This window comes from Nocardiopsis sp. LOL_012 (assembly GCF_048060475.1).
Taxonomy (GTDB): Bacteria; Actinomycetota; Actinomycetes; order Streptosporangiales; family Streptosporangiaceae; genus Nocardiopsis.
Genome location: NZ_JBHMIV010000006.1, coordinates 88021 through 105637, shown reverse-complemented (window position 1 = coordinate 105637; position 17617 = coordinate 88021). Strand labels below are relative to the sequence as shown.

17 protein-coding genes are annotated in these 17617 nt (G+C 68.7%); 8 read left to right on the top strand and 9 right to left on the bottom strand.

Features of this window, described 5'->3' with window-relative positions; genetic code table 11:
* Nucleotides 1-75 precede the first annotated feature (75 nt).
* Entirely contained in the window at nucleotides 76-2181 is a 2106-nt protein-coding gene (fusA, locus tag ACFHWE_RS05810) for an elongation factor G (protein WP_416599562.1), read from the bottom strand.
* A 19-nt stretch (nucleotides 2182-2200) separates the two neighbouring features.
* Nucleotides 2201-2395, bottom strand: a complete 195-nt coding sequence (locus ACFHWE_RS05805; RefSeq protein ID WP_028649981.1) for a DUF1918 domain-containing protein — start codon at nucleotides 2393-2395, stop codon at nucleotides 2201-2203.
* Nucleotides 2396-2737: 342 nt separating this feature from the next.
* On the opposite strand from ACFHWE_RS05805, the gene ACFHWE_RS05800 reads away from it, so the two are divergent.
* Complete coding sequence (locus ACFHWE_RS05800) at nucleotides 2738-4030, top strand: Fic family protein (RefSeq protein ID WP_416599561.1); 1293 nt, start codon at nucleotides 2738-2740, stop codon at nucleotides 4028-4030.
* A 26-nt stretch (nucleotides 4031-4056) separates the two neighbouring features.
* On the opposite strand, the gene ACFHWE_RS05795 is transcribed toward ACFHWE_RS05800, so the two are convergent.
* Entirely contained in the window at nucleotides 4057-4641 is a 585-nt protein-coding gene (locus ACFHWE_RS05795; protein WP_416599560.1) for a TetR/AcrR family transcriptional regulator, read from the bottom strand.
* A gap of 90 nt (nucleotides 4642-4731) precedes the next feature.
* Here ACFHWE_RS05795 and ACFHWE_RS05790 point away from each other — a divergent pair, with 90 nt between their 5' ends.
* Nucleotides 4732-5622, top strand: a complete 891-nt coding sequence (locus ACFHWE_RS05790) for an oxidoreductase (RefSeq protein ID WP_416599559.1) — start codon at nucleotides 4732-4734, stop codon at nucleotides 5620-5622.
* 76 nt (nucleotides 5623-5698) lie between these two features.
* Here the strand turns inward: ACFHWE_RS05790 and ACFHWE_RS05785 are convergent, their stop codons facing one another.
* The 4 genes from ACFHWE_RS05785 to ACFHWE_RS05770 all read right to left on the bottom strand — a co-directional run bounded on the left by ACFHWE_RS05785 (nucleotide 5699) and on the right by ACFHWE_RS05770 (nucleotide 11996).
* Nucleotides 5699-8263 (bottom strand): penicillin acylase family protein, encoded by a 2565-nt coding sequence (locus ACFHWE_RS05785; protein WP_416599558.1) that lies wholly within the window; start codon nucleotides 8261-8263, stop codon nucleotides 5699-5701.
* Between the two features lie 107 nt (nucleotides 8264-8370).
* Nucleotides 8371-9072, bottom strand: coding sequence for a GNAT family N-acetyltransferase (locus ACFHWE_RS05780; RefSeq protein WP_416599557.1), 702 nt, complete (start codon nucleotides 9070-9072; stop codon nucleotides 8371-8373).
* Nucleotides 9073-9355: 283 nt separating this feature from the next.
* Nucleotides 9356-11254, bottom strand: coding sequence for a sensor histidine kinase (locus ACFHWE_RS05775; protein ID WP_416599556.1), 1899 nt, complete (start codon nucleotides 11252-11254; stop codon nucleotides 9356-9358).
* A gap of 16 nt (nucleotides 11255-11270) precedes the next feature.
* Nucleotides 11271-11996 carry a response regulator transcription factor gene (locus tag ACFHWE_RS05770; RefSeq protein ID WP_416599555.1) on the bottom strand — a complete coding sequence of 242 codons (726 nt, stop codon included), beginning with the start codon at nucleotides 11994-11996 and terminating at the stop codon, nucleotides 11271-11273.
* A 249-nt stretch (nucleotides 11997-12245) separates the two neighbouring features.
* Here ACFHWE_RS05770 and ACFHWE_RS05765 point away from each other — a divergent pair, with 249 nt between their 5' ends.
* Together ACFHWE_RS05765 and ACFHWE_RS05760 are read left to right on the top strand one after the other, a co-directional pair.
* Complete coding sequence (locus ACFHWE_RS05765; RefSeq protein WP_416599554.1) at nucleotides 12246-13022, top strand: L,D-transpeptidase; 777 nt, start codon at nucleotides 12246-12248, stop codon at nucleotides 13020-13022.
* Nucleotides 13023-13129: 107 nt separating this feature from the next.
* Nucleotides 13130-13384, top strand: coding sequence for a hypothetical protein (locus tag ACFHWE_RS05760; protein WP_416599553.1), 255 nt, complete (start codon nucleotides 13130-13132; stop codon nucleotides 13382-13384).
* A gap of 78 nt (nucleotides 13385-13462) precedes the next feature.
* On the opposite strand, the gene ACFHWE_RS05755 is transcribed toward ACFHWE_RS05760, so the two are convergent.
* Together ACFHWE_RS05755 and ACFHWE_RS05750 are read right to left on the bottom strand one after the other, a co-directional pair.
* Complete coding sequence (locus ACFHWE_RS05755; RefSeq protein WP_416599552.1) at nucleotides 13463-13627, bottom strand: hypothetical protein; 165 nt, start codon at nucleotides 13625-13627, stop codon at nucleotides 13463-13465.
* 332 nt (nucleotides 13628-13959) lie between these two features.
* Nucleotides 13960-14571 (bottom strand): ATP-binding protein, encoded by a 612-nt coding sequence (locus ACFHWE_RS05750; protein WP_416599551.1) that lies wholly within the window; start codon nucleotides 14569-14571, stop codon nucleotides 13960-13962.
* A 208-nt stretch (nucleotides 14572-14779) separates the two neighbouring features.
* On the opposite strand from ACFHWE_RS05750, the gene ACFHWE_RS05745 reads away from it, so the two are divergent.
* From ACFHWE_RS05745 to ACFHWE_RS05730, 4 genes are all read left to right on the top strand, one after another.
* Nucleotides 14780-15622, top strand: coding sequence for a helix-turn-helix domain-containing protein (locus tag ACFHWE_RS05745; protein WP_416599550.1), 843 nt, complete (start codon nucleotides 14780-14782; stop codon nucleotides 15620-15622).
* A gap of 27 nt (nucleotides 15623-15649) precedes the next feature.
* The gene (locus ACFHWE_RS05740) at nucleotides 15650-15832 is read left to right on the top strand and encodes a DUF397 domain-containing protein (RefSeq protein WP_416599549.1); all 183 of its coding nucleotides are present in this window, start codon (nucleotides 15650-15652) and stop codon (nucleotides 15830-15832) included.
* Between the two features lie 202 nt (nucleotides 15833-16034).
* The gene (locus ACFHWE_RS05735) at nucleotides 16035-16505 is read left to right on the top strand and encodes an NUDIX domain-containing protein (protein ID WP_416599548.1); all 471 of its coding nucleotides are present in this window, start codon (nucleotides 16035-16037) and stop codon (nucleotides 16503-16505) included.
* A gap of 350 nt (nucleotides 16506-16855) precedes the next feature.
* Nucleotides 16856-17608, top strand: coding sequence for an NgoMIV family type II restriction endonuclease (locus ACFHWE_RS05730; protein WP_416599547.1), 753 nt, complete (start codon nucleotides 16856-16858; stop codon nucleotides 17606-17608).
* The last annotated feature ends 9 nt before the right edge of the window (nucleotides 17609-17617 follow it).

Sequence of the window (17617 nt, the reverse complement as noted above, 5' to 3'; positions counted from 1 at the left end):
TACAACGGCTGGTCACCGCGCGAACACGGTCCCGGACCACCGCCCGAACCGCCCCACAGGGTCACGCGCCAGCCGTCAGGCGGCGCCGACCATCCCCGTGGTGACGGACCGCGGCGCCTGGGCGTAGGAGTCGAACTCCATCGTGAACGCCGCCCGCCCGGACGTGTGCCCGCGCAGGTCGACGACGTATCCGAACATCTCCGCCAGCGGCACCAGCGCCGACACGGTCTTCGCGCCGTAGCGCTCCCCGATCGACCGCACCCGCCCGCGCCGGGCGTTGAGGTCGCCGATCACCTCGCCCATGTACTCCTCGGGCACGGTGACCTCCACGGCCATCACCGGTTCGAGCAGGACGGGCCGGGCCCGGGCCACCGCCTCCCTGAACGCGGCGCGCCCCGCGATACGGAACGCCGCCTCCGAGGAGTCCTCCGCGTGGAAGGCACCGTCCAACAGCGTCACCCGTACACCCGTTAGCCCGTACCCGGCGAGCGTGCCCTCCAGCATCGCCTGGCGGCAGCCCGCGTCCACCGACGGCACGAACTCCCTCGGCACGCGCCCGCCCGTCACCGCGTCCACGAACTCGTAGCCCTCCCCGATCGGCTCCACCGCGATCCGCACTCGCGCGTACTGCCCCCTGCCCCCGTGCTGCTTGCGGTGCGTGTGCTCCATCCGCGGAACGGCCTCGCGGATCGTCTCGCGGTAGGAGACCCGCGGCCTGCCGACCCTGGCGGCCACCCGGAACTCGCGGAGCATCCGGTGGACCAGGATCTCCAGGTGCAGCTCGCCCATGCCGCCGATGACGGTCTGGCCGGTCTGGGGATCGGTCCGCACCCGGAAGGTCGGATCCTCGTCGGTGAGGCGGGCGATCGCCGTGGCGAGGCGGTCCCGGTCGGTCCGCGAGGCGGGTTCGACCGCGACCTCGATGACCGGGTCGGGGAAGTCCATGGACTCCAGCACGACCGGGTCGCCGGGGTCGCACAGCGTCTCACCGGTGCCGGTCCGCTTCAGCCCCATCACCGCGACGATGTCGCCGGCGCCCGCCGACGCGATCTCCTCCCGCTTGTCGGCGTGCACGCGGTAGATCTTGCCGACGCGCTCCCGCTCCCCCTTCACGGAGTTGTGCACATGGGAGCCCGACTCCAGCCGCCCCGAGTACACGCGGAGAAACGTCAGCGCGCCCAGGTGCGGGTCGCTACTGACCTTGAAGGCCAGCGCGGCCAGCGGCTCCTCCTCCGACGGACGCCGGGTGAGGACCGTCCCGGGGTCCCCGGGCGGACGGCCCTCCACCGCGCCCGCCTCCCCGGGGGAGGGCAGGTAGCGGACCACCGCGTCCAGCAGCGGCTGCACACCCTTGTTCCTGAACGCCGCGCCACACAGCACCGGCGTGTACACGGCCCCGTCGCCGATCCGGCCGAGCGCGGCACGGCGGATCGCCGCGTGCATCCGCGCCTCGGAGGGCTCGGTGCCCTCCACGTAGGCCGCCATCACGGTGTCGTCGAACTCGGCGAGCGCCTCCACCAGGCGCGTCCGCCACTCACGTGCCCGGTCGGCCAGGTCCTCGGGGACGCCGGTGACGTCGTAGGCCTCGCCGGGTTGGGTCTCGGCCGGCCACACGAGCGCGCGCATTCGGACGAGGTCGACCACGCCTCGGAAACCGGCCTCCGCGCCGACCGGCAGTTGCAGGACCAGCGGCACCGCGTCCAGGCGCTCGGCGATCGTGTCGACGCAGTACTCCAGGTCGGCGCCCACGCGGTCCATCTTGTTGACGAAGCACACGCGCGGCACCCCGTAGCGGTCGGCCTGGCGCCACACCGTCTCGGACTGCGGCTCCACGCCGGCCACCCCGTCGAACACCGCGACCGCCCCGTCCAGGACGCGCAGGCACCGCTCCACCTCGGCGGTGAAGTCGATGTGGCCGGGGGTGTCGATGATGTTCACGGTGTGGTCGGCCCCGTCCACCGGCCAGTGGCACGTGGTGGCGGCGGAGGTGATGGTGATGCCGTGCTCGCGCTCCTCCGGCATGAAGTCCATGGCGGTGTCGCCGTCGCGGACCTCGCCGATCCGGTGCGAGACACCGGTGTAGTACAGGACGCGCTCGGTGGTGGTCGTCTTGCCCGCGTCGATGTGCGCCATGATCCCGATGTTGCGGACGGTGTCCGGGTTCCAGTCGCGGACGGCCATGGCCCTGCGCCCCTCCCGGTCAGTCCCGCGGGAACCGGGGCTCCACCACCGTCTCCGGGCCCGGGTAGATCAGGCGTTCCTCGCCGTCGGGGAAACGGACCACGTAGGGCGGCCGCTCCCCGGCGCCGCGCACCTCCACGATCCTGCCGCTGTGCTGACCGTCCGTGCTGGCCACCCCGTGGGTGTGCACGTAGTCGCCGACCTTCGCCCTCATCGCCTGCCCCGATCGTGTCCGACCGCCGCCTCTACCCGAGGTCTACCCGCCGCTGTGACCTGCTGAAACAGGGCACCTGGTGGTCGTCGTCCAGGGTGTCGGTGCTGGGCCCGCACGTGAAATGGGGTTCGGACCGTGGCATCGGCTGTACTCGGCGGAGGAGACCGGGTTGATGTCCACGCCCGGTGACGTCCCCCGACCACCAGGGGCCCTACGGGGAAGGAGGGCCGCCCGGGGCGTCTGAGGCTGGAGTAACGCGAGAACCTTGAACGGAACGCCCGTCTATTAAACTTTATTGCTCTATCCTTTGATGGACTGCGAGTCCATGAAAGGAAACCGCGAATGGCCGCATGGGAGAGGGCGCACTGGGAATCCGGCACGGGCTTCGGCCTGCCACGCTCCGCCCAGCGCTCCGGCCCCTACCAGTGCTATGTTCCCGACCTTGTCGACGGTCTTGCCCTGGCTGTCGACGGTCGACTCTCGCGCCGGGTCGGCGCCGTCGAGCGAAGCATCCGTGCTCTCAACGGCCCGAACGCGGAGAACCTGGCCGGTGTTGCACGGTTCCTGCTGCGCTCCGAAGCCATCGCCAGTTCGCGGATCGAAGGTATCGCACCATCGGCACAGCAGGTCGCGCTCGCTGAGCTGAGTCAGTCCGAGGCAGTCCGGGGACTGAGCGAGCAGGCACGGCTCGTGGCCAACAACATGACGATCGTCCGCAGGTCGACGACCGACCTCGTCGACGCTGAACTCCTCACGGTCGACCACATCGTCGAACTCCACCGGGCGCTGCTTCCCGAACAGCCGGACCACCATGGACTGCGTCAGGTCCAGAACTGGATCGGCGGCTCGGACTGGAGCCCGATCGGGGCGGACTTCGTCCCGCCGAACCCCGACCGGGTCCCCGGCCTGATCGCCGACCTCGTGGATTACATGAATGGCGCGGCCCACGCCTCCCTGATCCAGGCAGCGCTCGTCCACGCGCAGTTCGAGACGATCCACCCGTTCACCGACGGCAACGGACGTGTGGGCCGTGCCCTCATCCACACGGTTCTGGCACGTCGGGGTCTGACTGAAGCGGCGGTCCTGCCGATCAGTCTCGTTCTCGCTACCTTGCGGGACCGGTATGTCGAGGGACTCAACGCCTACCGGCACGACGCCCCGCCCACGTCCCCGGACGCGAGCGCGTCGGTCAACGCGTGGGTGGACACCTTCGTCGAGGCTTCCGCCATCGCCGTCGAACAGTCACAGACGCTCATGGAGCGTATCGAGGAACTTCGCTCCGCATGGGGCCACCGGCTGTCGGCCCACCGGGCGTCCGTCGGCCTGCGACCGGCCCCGCGGGCGGACTCGGCCGTCGCACGTCTTCTGGGGTGTCTCCCCGAAGCACCAGTGCTCACCGCGACGACCCTGTCGAGGATCCTCAAGGTCTCGTTCCCCGCGGCGAGCACCGCCCTGGACGAACTCTGCCAGGCGGGGATCGTGCAGACCAGGTCCATCGAACGCGGTACGACCGCCTACCTCGTCCGTGAGGTGCTCGATCTCATCACGTTGGCGGAGCGGGCCCTGGCGAGCACGAAGTTCGATACCCGGGCCTCCGCGCCCAACCGCCCGGCTCCGGCCCGCCCACAGGGCTGACCGGGCCCCGTGCGTGGGAGGGCGCCTCAGCGCGGGCGCAGGCCGTTGTACAGGACGCCGAGGACGTCCCGGAGTTGTGCTTCGGGGTCGGCGGGGGAGGAGTCGGCCGTGAACATCGCGAACCCGTGCACGGTGGCCGACACCGCCGTCGCGATGGTGTCCGGGTCCCCGTCGACGACCTCCCCTGCGGCCTGGCCCTCCGCGATGGGGCGCATCACCGTCGCCAGTATGCGCTCGACGGCCTCGGTGAGCTCCTCGGGGGCGTTCGGGCCGTGCTTGCGCGCGTACATGAGGTCGAGCAGCGCCGCGTGCTCGGCCGCGAAGCCCACGTAGGCGCGGGCCAGGAGGAAGAGGCGTTCACGCGCGGTCTCCGCGCTGGAGACGGCGGGCTCCAGGTACCCGTTGAGCCGCTCGAACCCGGTGAGCGCCAGCGCGTCCAGCAGCGCCTGCTTGTCCTTGAAGTGGCGGCCCGGGGCGGCGTGGCTCACCCCAGCCTCGCGCGCGAGTTCGCGCAGGGACAGCGCCTCCGGTCCCCGCTTCTCCAGCGCGCGTTCGGCGCCCGCGAGGAGAGCGGCGCGCAGGTCACCGTGGTGGTAGGGGCGGTCGGCCATGGCCCCAGCATAGAACGGCCCTCCGGCGGGCCTCCAACGCGACCGTGGCCGCCGTGGACAAGGTGCGCCGCCTTCCCCTACTTTGGCGCGATGGAGACGCAAGCGGTCATCATCCCCGACCTCAGCGGCCGCACGGCGGTCGTCACCGGAGCCAACAGCGGACTCGGCCTGGAGACCGCGCGCATCCTCGCCCGCAAGGGCATGCGCGTGGTCCTGGCGGTCCGCAGCGAAGACAAGGGCCGAGAGGCCGCCGCCACCATCGAAGGGAACACCGAGGTCCGCCCGCTCGACCTCGCCGACCTCGCCTCGGTGCGCGCGTTCGCCGAGGGGTGGGAGGGCGGCATCCACCTGCTGATCAACAACGCGGGAGTGATGGCGCTCCCCGAGTCGCGCACCGAGGACGGGTTCGAGACCCAGTTCGGTGTGAACCACCTGGGCCACTTCGCCCTCACCAACCTGCTCCTGCCGCACGTCGCGGGCAGGGTCGTCACCGTCACCTCCGGCATGCACCAGATGGCCCAGGGCATCGACTTCGACGACCTCCACATGGAGAAGGGCTACCACCCGGCCAAGGCCTACGCCCAGTCCAAACTGGCCAACCTGCTGTTCACCCTGGAGCTGCAGCGCCGCCTGGAGGAGGCGGGGTCGACGGTGCTCTCGGTCGCCGCCCACCCCGGCTACGCCGCCACCAACCTCCAGGGCCACACCGGCAACCCCGTCCTGCACCGACTGCTCGCCGTGGCCAACACGGTCATCGCCCAGAAGGCCGCCGTGGGCGCGCTGCCCACGATCTACGCCGCCACCCAGGACGTCCCCGGGGCCGCCCTCGCCGGCCCCAAGGGCATGGGCGGCATGCGGGGCGCCCCTGCCCTGGCGAGCCGCAGCGAGGCCGCCTGGGACTCGATCGCGGCCCGGCGCCTGTGGACGGTCTCCGAGGAGCTCACCGGGGTCCGGTTCCCGGAGAAGGACCTGCGCGGCTGAGAGCGCTCCGCGAGGCGCATGGGAACGGCCCGCCACCGCCCGGGGCAGGGGGCGGCGGCGGGCCGGGTCTTGCGCGCTACGGCACGAGCACCAGCTCGTCCACGGCGGCCGCCTCGACCGCCTCACGCGTCACCGCGAACGGCAGGGTCTCGCCCCGCGCCCACAGCTCCAGTTGGTTGTCGTAGTCCTCGTGGAAGGCGTGCCCGGAGTTGCCGGTCAGGTGGATCCAGGTGGAGGCGTCCCGGTCGGCCAGGTCCACGACCATGCGCATCGACGGCACCGCCGTGATCTCGTAGCCGTGCTCCGAGCGCCAGCCGGTGGCGTTGACGATGCTGGAACCGCCCGCGCTCTCCACCGGACCCCGGTTGACCAGCCACTCCACCGGACCGATCCCGGAGGTGCCGAAGGACTCGTTGGTGGCCGTCAGGGTGTGCAGGTCGCCCCAGCGCCACGCGGAGGGGTCGTCGCCGAGCCGCTCGGTGAGCTCCTCGGTCGCGGCGTCCATCGCGGCGGCGAGCACCGCGTCGTAGCCGTCGGCCTCCTCGCCCTCCCACCACGGCGAGTCGGGGTCGTCCAGCAGCCCGTCGACCACGTACAGGCCGCGCGCGCTGTCGTTCATGTAGTTCTCGCCCAGCTCGTCGAAGAGCAGCGGGAGCAGGTGGCGCCAGGTGGCCATGGAGAACGCGGCGCCCGCGGAGTCGGGTTCGGCGTACCCGTCCCAGTCGCGCAGCAGCTCCCGCGCCTCGGCCGTGGCGCCGTCCACCTCCACCTCCAGCAGGTGGGGCACGGCGGCGAGCGCGGGCGCGTGGTAGGAGTCCAGGTGGATCTCGGACATGTCCTCCGACGTCACCGGCCCCTCGGCGATCGCCTCGTCCAGCAGGTCGTTGATCCGCTGGCTCCGGTAGCCGTAGTCCCAGTCGTCGGTGAGGAAGTGCTCGTAGTCCTCGTCCACGACCGACTGGTTGGCGGTGACGATGACGCCCGACGGCGGGTTGTACGCGCTCGGCAGCTCGTCGAAGGGGATGAACCCCTCCCAGTCGTAGGAGGTGTCCCAGCCGGGCGCGGGCCAGCGGCCGTCGCCCTCGCCGCGCACGGGCACCCGTCCGGGGGCCTGGTAGCCGATGTTGCCCTCATTGTCGGCGTAGACGAGGTTCTGCGCGGGCACCTCGAAGAGGGACGCGGCGCCGCGGAAGTCGTCCCAGTCGCGGGCGCGGTTCAGCGCGAAGATCGAGTCGGCGGTCCGCCCCGGGGTGAGCGCGGTCCACTGGAGCGCCACGCCGTAACCGGTTCCGGCCTCCTCGGCCTCGCCCACGACCCGGTCGGTGCTCTCCGCGACGGTGGCCAGGTCCTCCCCGACGGCGGTGTCCGAGAGCAGCGGGCCGTGCCCGGTCATGCGGATCGTGAGGTCCACGTCCTCGCCGCCGGCCACGGAGATCGTCTCCTCGACGGTCTCCAGCGGGACGCGCTCGCCGTCCACGATGTAGTGGTCGCCGTCGATGCGCTCCACGTACAGGTCCATGACGTCGGGGTTGATGTTGGTGAAGCCCCAGGCGATGGACTCGTTCTGGCCGATGATGACGCCGGGCAGGCCGGAGAAGCTGAAGCCGCTGACGTCGAAGGGGCACTCCTCGCTCAGTTCGGTGCAGTGCAGGCCCACCTGGTACCAGGTGGAGGGCATGGCCGCGCCCAGGTGGGGGTCGTTGGCCAGCAGCGGCAGACCGGACTCGGTGTGCTCGCCCGAGACCACCCAGGAGTTGGAGCCGATGTCGGGGCTGTCGGAGGGGCCGAGCAGTTCGGGGACGGCGTCGGCGAGCCCGTCGAGTCCGTCCATGGCGGCGAGCGCCTCCTCGGGCAGTGCGCTGTCGGCGGCGGGGGCACGCGCGGCGTCGGCGGGGGCCGGGTCCGTCTCCACGTCGGCGCCGTTGTGGTCGGCGGTGGCGGTGATGGGCTCGTGTTCGTCGAAGGGGTAGGCGGGGTAGAGCTCCTCGACCTGCTCACGGGAGAGCCCGCCCGCCAGCAGGACGGCCCGCTCGGTCTCCTGGTGCATGTTGCCGCCCAGGTCCCAGGCCATGGCCTTGAGCCAGGCGAGGCTGTCGGCGGGGGTCCACGGTTCGATCCCGGTGTCGGCCCCGGTCACGGCGAGCAGGCCGTACTCCACGCTGGCGGCCAGGCCGTCGTTGTCGTCGAGCCAGGCGTTGACGCCCTCGGCGTAGGCGTCGAGGTAGCCGCGGGTGGACGCGTCGAGGAGTTCGTACTCCTGCTCGGCGACGCGGCGCCAGCCCATGGTCCGCAGGTAGGCGTCGGTCTTCACCTGGTCGGGGCCGAAGAGCTCGGCGGTCCGGCCTGCCGTGACGTGGCGGCGGAAGTCCATCTCCCAGAAGCGGTCCTGGGCGTGGGTGAACCCCTGTGCCATGAAGAGGTCGTGGGCGGTGTCGGCGTAGACGTGCGGGACGCCGTAGTCGTCGCGCAGGACGGTGACCTCGGAGTCCAGCCCGGGGAGGGTGAGCTTCCCGGCGTGTTCGGGGAAGGACCGGCGGACGGCCCACACTCCGAGGAGGGAGGCGACCAGCGCCAGCGCCGCCAGGACGGCGAGGACCCATATCAACGTGCGAACGACGGCACGGCTACGCAAGACACTCATGCGGGGAACAATAGGGTGTCCCAGCTCACGTCAGGCACGAGTCATGGGATGACCGACCCAATTGTTACCTGTCGGTAGCGCGATGGCGATGTGGCCGTCCCGGCAGGTCAGTCGGACCGCTGGTGCAGCGAGCAGGCCCCTTCCGACACGAACCCCAGCGACTCGTACAGCGGCTGCCCGTCCTCCGTCGCCACCAGCACGATGTCTCGCCCCTCGTGGCCGCGGACCAGCGCCGACAGGATCTGGCGGGCCAGGCCCAGGGAACGGTGTTCGGGCAGGGTGGCCATCCAGTAGACGCACACGGTGTTGTCGTCGTCGAAGGTCAGGGCCGTGGACACGCAGGCGCCCAGGCGCCGGATCGCCCACGCGCGCCAGCCCCGCCGGTCGAGCAGGTCCGTCGGCAGCAGCCGAGAGGGGGAGTAGGGCTGGAGCGCGGGCATGGGAAAACCGTCCACGATGACCCGCTCGGCCAGGGGGAGCTCGGCGGCGGCGAGTTCGCGCACCTTCCGCGACGCCTCCGCCTCCGGCAGCGGGATCGCCGCCGGTCTGCGCATGATCGGCCGGGTGGTGCGCCGGGTGCCCGACAGCTCCAGCAGACCGAAGGGGTCCTCGACGGTGAGGCTCCCGGGATCGGACAGGGCCTCGCGCGCCTTCCCCGTGAGTTCGCGGGTCGGTTCCCACACACTGATCCAGGTGAGCGGCGGCGTGCCGCCCTGGAGGAGGTCGATGCCGGGGGCGACCGTCCGTCCGGGCAGGAGGTGGCGGCGCATCTCCGCCATGTTCCACGCGTAGGCGCGCACGGTGTCCATGGGGCTCCTTCCAAGGGAGGGCGGGGGCTCTCGGTGGGGCCTCAAAGCGGCTGGGGGCGGGGGAATTCGGACGATTGTGTCAGGTTCGGGTCGCCGTGAGTAGGGAGGATGGGGGGTGCGATCAGGTGAACTCTTGGAACGTGCCCCGGGGTGTGTGATCGAGGTTCGTTCTGCGGCGAAGCTCGGCGTCGGTCTTCGCCGAACGCCGCGCCGTGCACGAAGTCGGCCGCCATGGGCCCGGGGACAAGAGCGCGAAACGGTTGTGGAGCGGGACTCCGGACGGTCAGACGTTCGGGGCCGGTCGGAAGGATCCCGTGAACGTGGGGCCGGACAACGGGAGACGCAGCGTGAACACGGAGCCCACCCCGAGGGTGCTCCTCACCGCCACTGAACCGCCGTGCAGTTCGACGAGGCCGCGTACGATGGCCAGCCCCAAGCCGCTTCCACCGGTCTGCCTGCTGCGGGACTTCTCCGCCCGCCAGAACCGGTCGAACACCTGCGGCAGGTCCTCGGGGGCGATCCCGGTCCCCGTGTCGGCGACCTGGAATATCGCCTCCCCTTCCTCACCCCATGCCCGGACGGTGACCGTTCCGGTTTTCGGAGTGTGCCGCAGAGCGTTCCCCACCAGATTGCCGAGAGCCTGGGTCAGCCGTGTCGGGTCGGCGCTGAGAACGGTCCCGTCCGCCTCGGCGACCAGTCGCAGCCCCGCTTCGTCCGAGCGAAGCTGGTAGCTCGCCACGACCTGCTCGACCAGGACACGGGCCTCCACACGCTCCGGTGACAGCCTTAGCCTGCCCGCGTCAGCCAGCGCCAGGTCTTGGAGGTCGTCGATGATCGCCTGGAGCAGCAGGGTTTCGCCCACCAACATCCTCATGCGTTCCGGTTGCAGGTCTGCCACACCGTCCTGGGCCGCCTCCAGCCAGCCCCTGAGATTGCTCAGCGGTGTCCGCAGTTCGTGTGAGACGTCGCTGACCATGGCCTTGCGCTGCTCCTCCAACCGTTCCAGGTGTTCGGACATCTCATTGAACGCCGTGGCCAGTTGGCCGAGTTCACCGGGATCACGTACCTCGACCCGCCCAGCGCCCTGACCAGCGCGCATACGCAGTACCGCGTCCGTGAGAGCGCGGACCGGGCGCACCAGCTGTGTCGAGACGGTCACACTCACCACGAGGGTCAGCACCAGAACCAGCAGCACTACACCGGAAACCCGCAGTACACCCTCGCGCGACAGGGACAGGCTGGCGGCCGGATTCTCGGCCGGGTCGTCGATGAAGAGGAGAGCGGCTGGCGCGACGTAAGGGGCGAGCAGGTCGCGCCGGGCGGAGTCGACACAGTCGGCGGTGTGCCGGTCCAGTTCCGGGGACAGCGGCTCCATCCACCGGATCTCTGCCGACGACAGCGCCCTCTCGGCCCACAACGCCTCCTCTTCCTCTTGCGTGAGACCCGAGGTATTCCTTGGCACGGCTATCGGCGTGCCGGTGGTGCTGTCCATGCGGAACACCACCTCAGGCCCGGCTGGGTCCAGACACGAGGCGGTGAGCTCGGCCAAGTCCTCAAGGGCCGCACGCTCGCTGGTGACGGGCTCTTCCAGTGCGGTGAGCCCACAGAACAACCGCAGTGACCCGGTCTCCTCGCCCCCTGACACGTTCACGTAGGGGCGGCCGCTCGGCGCGGTTTCCACCGTCGCTGATATTCCGAACTCCTCATTGAGGCACGCGGCGCTCTCCTCGGCGGCACTGGTGAGCCGCCCCAGGTCGGATCCGGAGACAGTGAACGGGCCGACCGCGCGCGGGTCGATGCGGCCCGCACGCTCGGAGACCAGGGTCACGTCCATGGCGAGCGGGTCCACGACTGAGGACGCCCGGGGTGGAAGCGGTGACCCGTCCCGGGAGTCAGCGATAGGTCGAAGGTTCTCCGTGACCAGTGCGATCCGCCGTCCGGTCTCCTCGGCGAGAACCCGGACCGTGCCATCGACGCTGTCCCAATCAGGGTGGGTCGCAGCGTAGCCGATGAGCGTGTCGTGGATCCGGGTGTCGACGGCCAGCGTCTCCCCCTGCTCGACGCGGAGCGACTCCGAGGTCCCTTGCACGGACAGCCACGCGGTCGCCGTGATAGAGCACGCCGCGATGAGCACCGAGCTCGCCAGCAGCCGGGTGCGCAGGCTCTGCCAGAGCGCCGTCATAGTCCGCGGTTCCGCCTTACCCAAAGGACGCAGTATCGGTGGTCTCGTTCAGCTTGTATCCGACCCCGTAGACAGTGACCAGCAGGGTGGGCTTGCGCGGAACCCGTTCGAGTTTGCGGCGCAGATTTTTGACGTGCACGTCGATAGTGCGCTCGGTGATGAACCGGCTGATTCCATGGATGTGTTCGAGGAGCTGTGCCCGGGTGAACACCTGTCCCGGTCGGGCCGCGAGCGCAGCGAGCAACTGGAACTCGGCCCGGGTACAGGACACCGGTCTTTCGTCGCGGTGAACGGTATGACGACCCGGGTCGAGCGTGATCGGGCCCACCCTCAGGACAGGGTCGGTGGTCCGGCCGAGACCGTCCCCGTTCTCTGTCCACCTCGCTCGGCGCAGCAGGGTGCGCACCCGCGCCATCAGCTCGCGCGGGCTGTAGGGCTTGGTGACATAGTCGTCCGCCCCGAGATCGAGCCCGGTCAACAGGTCTTCCTCAGTGGAACGGGCGGTGAGCATCAGTATCGCGACGTCGGATTCGGCGCGCAGTGCCCGGCACGCCTCCATGCCGTTCATGGTCGGCATCATCACGTCCAGAATCACCAGGTCGTGACGGTCGCGGTGGTAAGCGGCGACAGCCGTGCGACCGTCATGGACCACACGTACGGTGTGTCCCTCGTATTCCAGATACCGCCGGATCAGATCCGCCTGGTTCACGTCGTCCTCGGCGACGAGCACATGGGCGCACACGTGGATACCTCCGCTGCCGTGGAACGCCTGACACGGAAAAGATGGTAGAGGCCCTTCGCGGCGACGAAACGTGGTGCGGAAACCGCCTCCCAGGTCAGAACACAACGGGCACATAGCGGACTCACGACTTCTTCACATCCGTGCGTCAGTGTTTGGGTCGTCCGGAGCCGCTCGCTCCGGACGACCCAAACGCGGCCCGGCCCGTACCCGGACGGCCGCACCCCGTGAGAAGAATCCGGACGGCTGCTCATGCTTCGATCCTCGCTTCCCCCGAACCCGGCACGGACCAGGCCGCGCACGGCTCCGCCGCCACTGGCGGCGATCCTGCTCCTGGCCGCGCTCACGGCCTGTTCGTCCGGAACCCCGGACGGATCCGGGGCGGAACCGTCCTCCGCCGACTCGGCGGGTTCGGAAGGGGCCCCTCCGCCTGGTGCGGTGATCGCCACGGTTCTCGGAGACGAGATCGGGGTGATGACCGAGAAGGGCGGTGAGGAGGTGCTGGACACGCTCGTGAACCCCAACGGGTTCGGGGTGGACCGTGCGTTCCTCGTGGAGAGTGAAGAGGACGCGTGGCTGGAGGTACTCCTGCCGGTCCGCCCGAACGGCACCACCGGGTGGGTGCGCAGGGACGAGGTATCACTGACCAGCACCGACTTCCGGGTGGAGATCCACATGGCGGAGTTCGAGTTCTCCGTCTACGAAAGGGACGAAGAGGTGCGCGGCGGAGTGATCGGCACGGGAAAGAGCGATACACCCACCCCACCGGGCCGGTACTACTTCACCGAGCTGCTCCAGCCCTCGGACCCCGACGGGCCCTACGGCGTTTACGCGTTCGGGCTGAGCGGGTTCTCCGAGTCATTGGAGACCTTCGCGGGAGGCCCTGGCCAACTGGCTGTCCACGGCACCAACGACGAGGGTGCGCTGGGCCGCCAGGTGAGCCACGGGTGTGTCCGAGTCTCCAACGAGGACATCACCTGGATGGCCGAGAACCTGCCCGTCGGTACCCCGGTGGAGATCTCCGAGTGACCGGTGCTCCCGCCCGTATGCGGGGGGCGGAACCACGGGTCGGCGGTATGCCGGGCCGCCTTATCGCACGAACAACAATCACGTGAAGAACCAACGAAAGGTCGATCATGAAATTGAAGCCCTTCCTCCTCACCGTTGGAGCCGCGGCCACGATCATCTTCGGTGCCTCACCCGCCTTGGCGGACAGCACCGAGGCTCTGGAGATGGAGCACTCGGGCTCTGAGGCTCCGCGCAATGACGAGGCTCTGGAGGCGGAGTACTCGGGCTCTGAGGCTCCGCGCAATGACGAGGCTCTGGAGATGGAGTACTCGGACTCGTTCCCGGCACAGCCCGTGCCCGCGGACCCGAACTACACCGGCTGATCCCAGTTCTCCCCCTTGCCTTGGCCGTGGACCGATCGGTGAGTCGGGTCCACGGCCTTTCGTTGGGATCCCAAAGTCTCAGATCGCCGCGCTTGGAGGCTGGGTCCTCCGCCCACGGCGTTCTGGCCAGCAGGCCGAGGCCCGGCCGGTGACGTGGAGGTAGGTGCGGATGGCCGTGGTGAGGTCGGCCAGGTCGTCGGGCGGAGGGGACGGCGGTGCGGCCAGGAGGTCGCCCTCGGGCATCCGGGGGCGGGGGACGGGCGAGCGAAGTGGGGGAGGCGGCGGCATGTAGGGGCGGACGAGCGCGCCCCCCGGTCTCGTCGGGTTCGGGCCGCCACCGGGCTGGGTTCCGGTGTGGTGCGGGCGGTGGGTCTGTCGGCCCGGGCCGCTCGGGCGGGGGCAGGGGCGTCCTGGGCGCGCGGCGGGGTGTGCCCGGGATAAGGACGAGGGTGAGGGTCGAGGCGAGGAGCGCGGCGGCCAGGGCCCAGAGCTGCCCGGCGAGAGTGCGGTGTGGCCTGCGGTGCCGGCCGCTAGGGTGGTGCACGGTCGATCTCCTGGTGGTTTCAGGTGGTCGGTCACGCCCCGGATCGGTGGTCGCTCACCGGACGGGGCATCTTCGTGTGCGGGGGGCGAGCGCGGGACGGGGCGCGGGGTTGGGCGCTCAGGCGTCGAGGGCGCGGTGGGGGGTCGACGCAGGCCCACACGGTCACCGGGCCGTCGCGGTGGCTGCGGGTCCACCACCACTTCCGGGAGAGTTCGGCCACCAGGTGCAGGCCGCGCCCGCCGGGGCGCAGGTCGGCGAGGCGGTTCAGCACCCGGGGGCCGGTGACCGGGCGGCCCGGGCGCGGGCCGTCGTCGGTGACCCGGATGAGGACGAGGTCGCGGGGGAGGACCTCGACGATCACCCGCACCCGGCCGCAGGGGTCGCCGGAGGCGCTGTAGCGGATGGCGTTGGTGACGAGTTCGGTCACCACGAGGAGCACGGGCGCGGCGCGGTCGTCGTCCAGGCCGGTGGCCGCGCGGCACCAGTCGCGGATGCGGGCCACCTGGTCGGGGCGGCCGTCGAAGAGGCCGGTGTGCTCGCCGAGGCGGCGGTGGTGCCGGGTACGGGGCCGGGGGACCCGGGGCGGGGACTGGTGGGGTTCGGGGGTGGTGGCCCTCTGCCGTGGAATCTCGTATCCGGTCATCGCGCGCCTCCCAGCGTCAGCCGTGAACGTCATGAGGGCAACCGACGTGGTGTACGCCAGAGGCTCCCTCATAGATGACTCACAACTTAAATGAGGCGGCCTCATTTAATAAGATCAGTGTCTTTGATGTGCAGCAAAGTCATGTTTGTTCGTTTCGAGTCTGGAACACTGTGAGGAAGCAGTGGCGGTCTCAGACAAGGAGGACGGCATGGCGACAGGTATGCCGGTGCGTCGGCGCTATCTGGTCATCCAGCTCAGGCGGTTGCGCAGCGCCGCGAACCTGACCCAGGACGAGGTCTGGAAGGACCTCGGCTGGAGCCGGGCCAAGCTCCAAAGGCTCGAAGCGGGGGAGTTCCAGCGCGTCAAGGCGGGCGACATCATGGCGCTGTGCCAGCTCTACGAGGCTCCGGAGGACGTCGCGCGGGAGCTCATCCAGATCGCGCGCGACTCACGAACCCACAAACCGTGGTGGTTGCAGTACCAGGACGTCCTTCCAGGGGCCTTCGTCGGTCTGGAAGCCGAGGCCACGATGATCCAGGAGTTCAACATCGGCTTGGTCCCCGGCCTGTTGCAGACCCCGGACTACATCGCCGCGCTTTTGGAGTCCGCCGTCGGCAGCACCAAGGACCAGGCAGAACAACGGCTGAAGATCAGGCTCGAACGCCAGAGGAACGTACTGGATCGCCCGGAGCCGCCGTTGCTCTTCGCCGTCGTCGATGAGGCGGCGGTGCGCCGCCAGATCGGAGGAGCGGACGTGATGCGGGAACAAGTCCGCCACCTTCTCCATGTCGGACAGCGGCCCAACATCGAGATCCAGGTGCTTCCGTTCGCTTCCGGCGCCCACGCGGCGGCCGGTCTCCCCTTCACCATCCTCAGTTTCGGTGACGGCCACAGTGCTGACAGCGTCGTCTTCCTCGAATCCCGCAGTGACGGGTTCTACCTGGAGTCCAAGGACGAGATCGACCGTCATAGGCTGGTGTTCAGCCGTACTCAGGGAAGCGCGTTGTCCGTGCAGGAGTCCGCCGACTTCCTGGAGGGCTTGATCTCATGATGCACTGATCCGAAACGAGGCTCCCCCTTGGACACCAACGCCGCGCGGTGGCGCAAGTCCAGCTACAGCAACCCCGACGGTCCCCAGTGCGTCGAGGTCGCCGACCTTCCCGGAGAGACGGCTGTGCGCGACACCCGGAACCGGGACCTCGGGCACCTCTCGTTCGAGAGTGGGGAGTGGGCGGGACTCGTCGCCCTCCTCAAGGGGTAGGCGGCAACCCTGCTCCATACGGAAATCGAGGGGCACCGGGGGAACTTTCCTCGACACGGGGCAGCATTCCTCTTTGTTCGGAAACCTCGGGGAACTTCAGGAGCGCGTGCTGAGGTCCAAACATGGAAAAAGAAATCATAGGCCCGAGAAGCTCGCCCATCGGATGGGGATGCTGTGATTTTCGGCCCGCTAGGGTCGGAGTATGGCCATTGATCCCGCAGAGTCCTTCGCTCGCCCCCGGGTCGCCGCCGGCGCCCTGTTCTTCGACGACCTCAGACGGGTGATGATGGTGGTCCCCTCCTACAAGGACTACCTCGACATCCCCGGCGGCTACATCGAGCACGGGGAGACCCCGAGCCAGGCCGTGGCTCGGGAGGTCGAGGAGGAGTTGGGGATCACCCCATCGATCGGCCGCCTGCTGGTCGTCGACTGGGCACCCAATCCCTCCGAGGGCGACAAGCAACTGTTCGTTTTCGACGGCGGTGTCCTCGCCAGGGAATGGCTGGACAAGATCGTTTTGGGCCCCTCCGAACTGACCGGGTACGACTTCTACGCTGTGGACACCGTCGAGTCGATCACCATCCCCCGCCTCGCCCGCCGCATCACTCACGGTGCGTACGCACGCGAGCAGGGCACGACCGCGTATCTGGAGAACGGCCGCCCCATCCCGTAGAGGGCACATGGCTGTTGAGCGATCGTCTGGGGGCCGGGTTCGTCTTCTTGCTCATACGGGTGGTTCTCCTATTGGTCTCTTCCTGCCTAACCAGACACAGAGGGATGTTTCAGTCCAATCTGGCAGAGGGGGCGGTTTCCCGTCAGCTGTGTGGTGGACAAGAAGTACACCCGGATAGTCATCACCTGGCCCTCCCGAGCGCCGAAGGAGTGACTGCTGTGCGCGTACCGGACCGGTTCGGTGTAGTGATTGCTCACATCTCCAGCGAACTCGGATCTGATCGTTTCTGCGAGGAGCTGTCATTAGATCAGTCCGAAGTGGTTGCTTGCTGAGTTCGATAGGGTTCTTCTATGACTTCTGTCTTTGCGAAGGATCTACTGGGTTGGCGCAAGCCAAGTGGTAAGGGTAAGTATGTTCCGAACTGTGCCGATTCTCATAGTGCCGAATCAATAAAAATTTCCGAGGGTATGCTTTTGTCTCTCGGGTTGGATCCGAGTCGGGGAAATGGCCCTCCATTGAATCCGGGGCCTGTTTTGGAATCTAGTGTTCGGGATGATATTGAAAAGTATTTGTTGCGGGAGGCGTCATGGAACAATTGGGAGGTGGCTTGCGGGGGATTGGTGACGGATTTTTCTCAGTACTCGCATCTGAAGCGGGTGGATGAACTTGTTCGAGATAGCCCTGAGCTCAGGATTGCGATCGGCCAGGACTACCTCATTAGGCCTGATGTCACTGTGGGGGTGGCTGGGTCTGATGGCAGCGACAAGAGTTACTTCTTGCATGCGGCCATCTCCTGCAAGTGGACTATTCGCTCTGATCGTGTGCAGAATATTCGCCATGAATTCAATCAGATGATCCGTCATTGCAGGGGGAGGCAGCCGCATCTGGTTTCCGTGACGGCTGAGCCCTTGTCAAGTCGGTTGGCTGCGATCGCCAGGGGTACTGGCGAAGTGGATGCCGTTTACCATGTTGCTTTTGATGCTTTGCGGGAGTCTGTTGATGGCTGTGCTAACCCTGCACAGAAAGAAGCCTGGCATGAGTGTGTTGAACAGGGGAGGTTGTTGAGTTATGTGGATCTCCCTGGGGCTCTGGCTCGCTGGTAAGTGAATTTT

Coding starts and splice junctions, on each gene's coding strand:
- fusA (WP_416599562.1), bottom strand. CDS start 2,181: ATGGCCGTCCGCGACTGGAACCCGGACACCGTCCGCAACATCGGGATC.
- ACFHWE_RS05805 (WP_028649981.1), bottom strand. CDS start 2,395: ATGAGGGCGAAGGTCGGCGACTACGTGCACACCCACGGGGTGGCCAGC.
- ACFHWE_RS05800 (WP_416599561.1), top strand. CDS start 2,738: ATGGCCGCATGGGAGAGGGCGCACTGGGAATCCGGCACGGGCTTCGGC.
- ACFHWE_RS05795 (WP_416599560.1), bottom strand. CDS start 4,641: ATGGCCGACCGCCCCTACCACCACGGTGACCTGCGCGCCGCTCTCCTC.
- ACFHWE_RS05790 (WP_416599559.1), top strand. CDS start 4,732: ATGGAGACGCAAGCGGTCATCATCCCCGACCTCAGCGGCCGCACGGCG.
- ACFHWE_RS05785 (WP_416599558.1), bottom strand. CDS start 8,263: ATGAGTGTCTTGCGTAGCCGTGCCGTCGTTCGCACGTTGATATGGGTC.
- ACFHWE_RS05780 (WP_416599557.1), bottom strand. CDS start 9,072: ATGGACACCGTGCGCGCCTACGCGTGGAACATGGCGGAGATGCGCCGC.
- ACFHWE_RS05775 (WP_416599556.1), bottom strand. CDS start 11,254: ATGACGGCGCTCTGGCAGAGCCTGCGCACCCGGCTGCTGGCGAGCTCG.
- ACFHWE_RS05765 (WP_416599554.1), top strand. CDS start 12,246: ATGCTTCGATCCTCGCTTCCCCCGAACCCGGCACGGACCAGGCCGCGC.
- ACFHWE_RS05760 (WP_416599553.1), top strand. CDS start 13,130: ATGAAATTGAAGCCCTTCCTCCTCACCGTTGGAGCCGCGGCCACGATC.
- ACFHWE_RS05755 (WP_416599552.1), bottom strand. CDS start 13,627: ATGCCCGAGGGCGACCTCCTGGCCGCACCGCCGTCCCCTCCGCCCGAC.
- ACFHWE_RS05750 (WP_416599551.1), bottom strand. CDS start 14,571: ATGACCGGATACGAGATTCCACGGCAGAGGGCCACCACCCCCGAACCC.
- ACFHWE_RS05745 (WP_416599550.1), top strand. CDS start 14,780: ATGGCGACAGGTATGCCGGTGCGTCGGCGCTATCTGGTCATCCAGCTC.
- ACFHWE_RS05735 (WP_416599548.1), top strand. CDS start 16,035: ATGGCCATTGATCCCGCAGAGTCCTTCGCTCGCCCCCGGGTCGCCGCC.
- ACFHWE_RS05730 (WP_416599547.1), top strand. CDS start 16,856: ATGACTTCTGTCTTTGCGAAGGATCTACTGGGTTGGCGCAAGCCAAGT.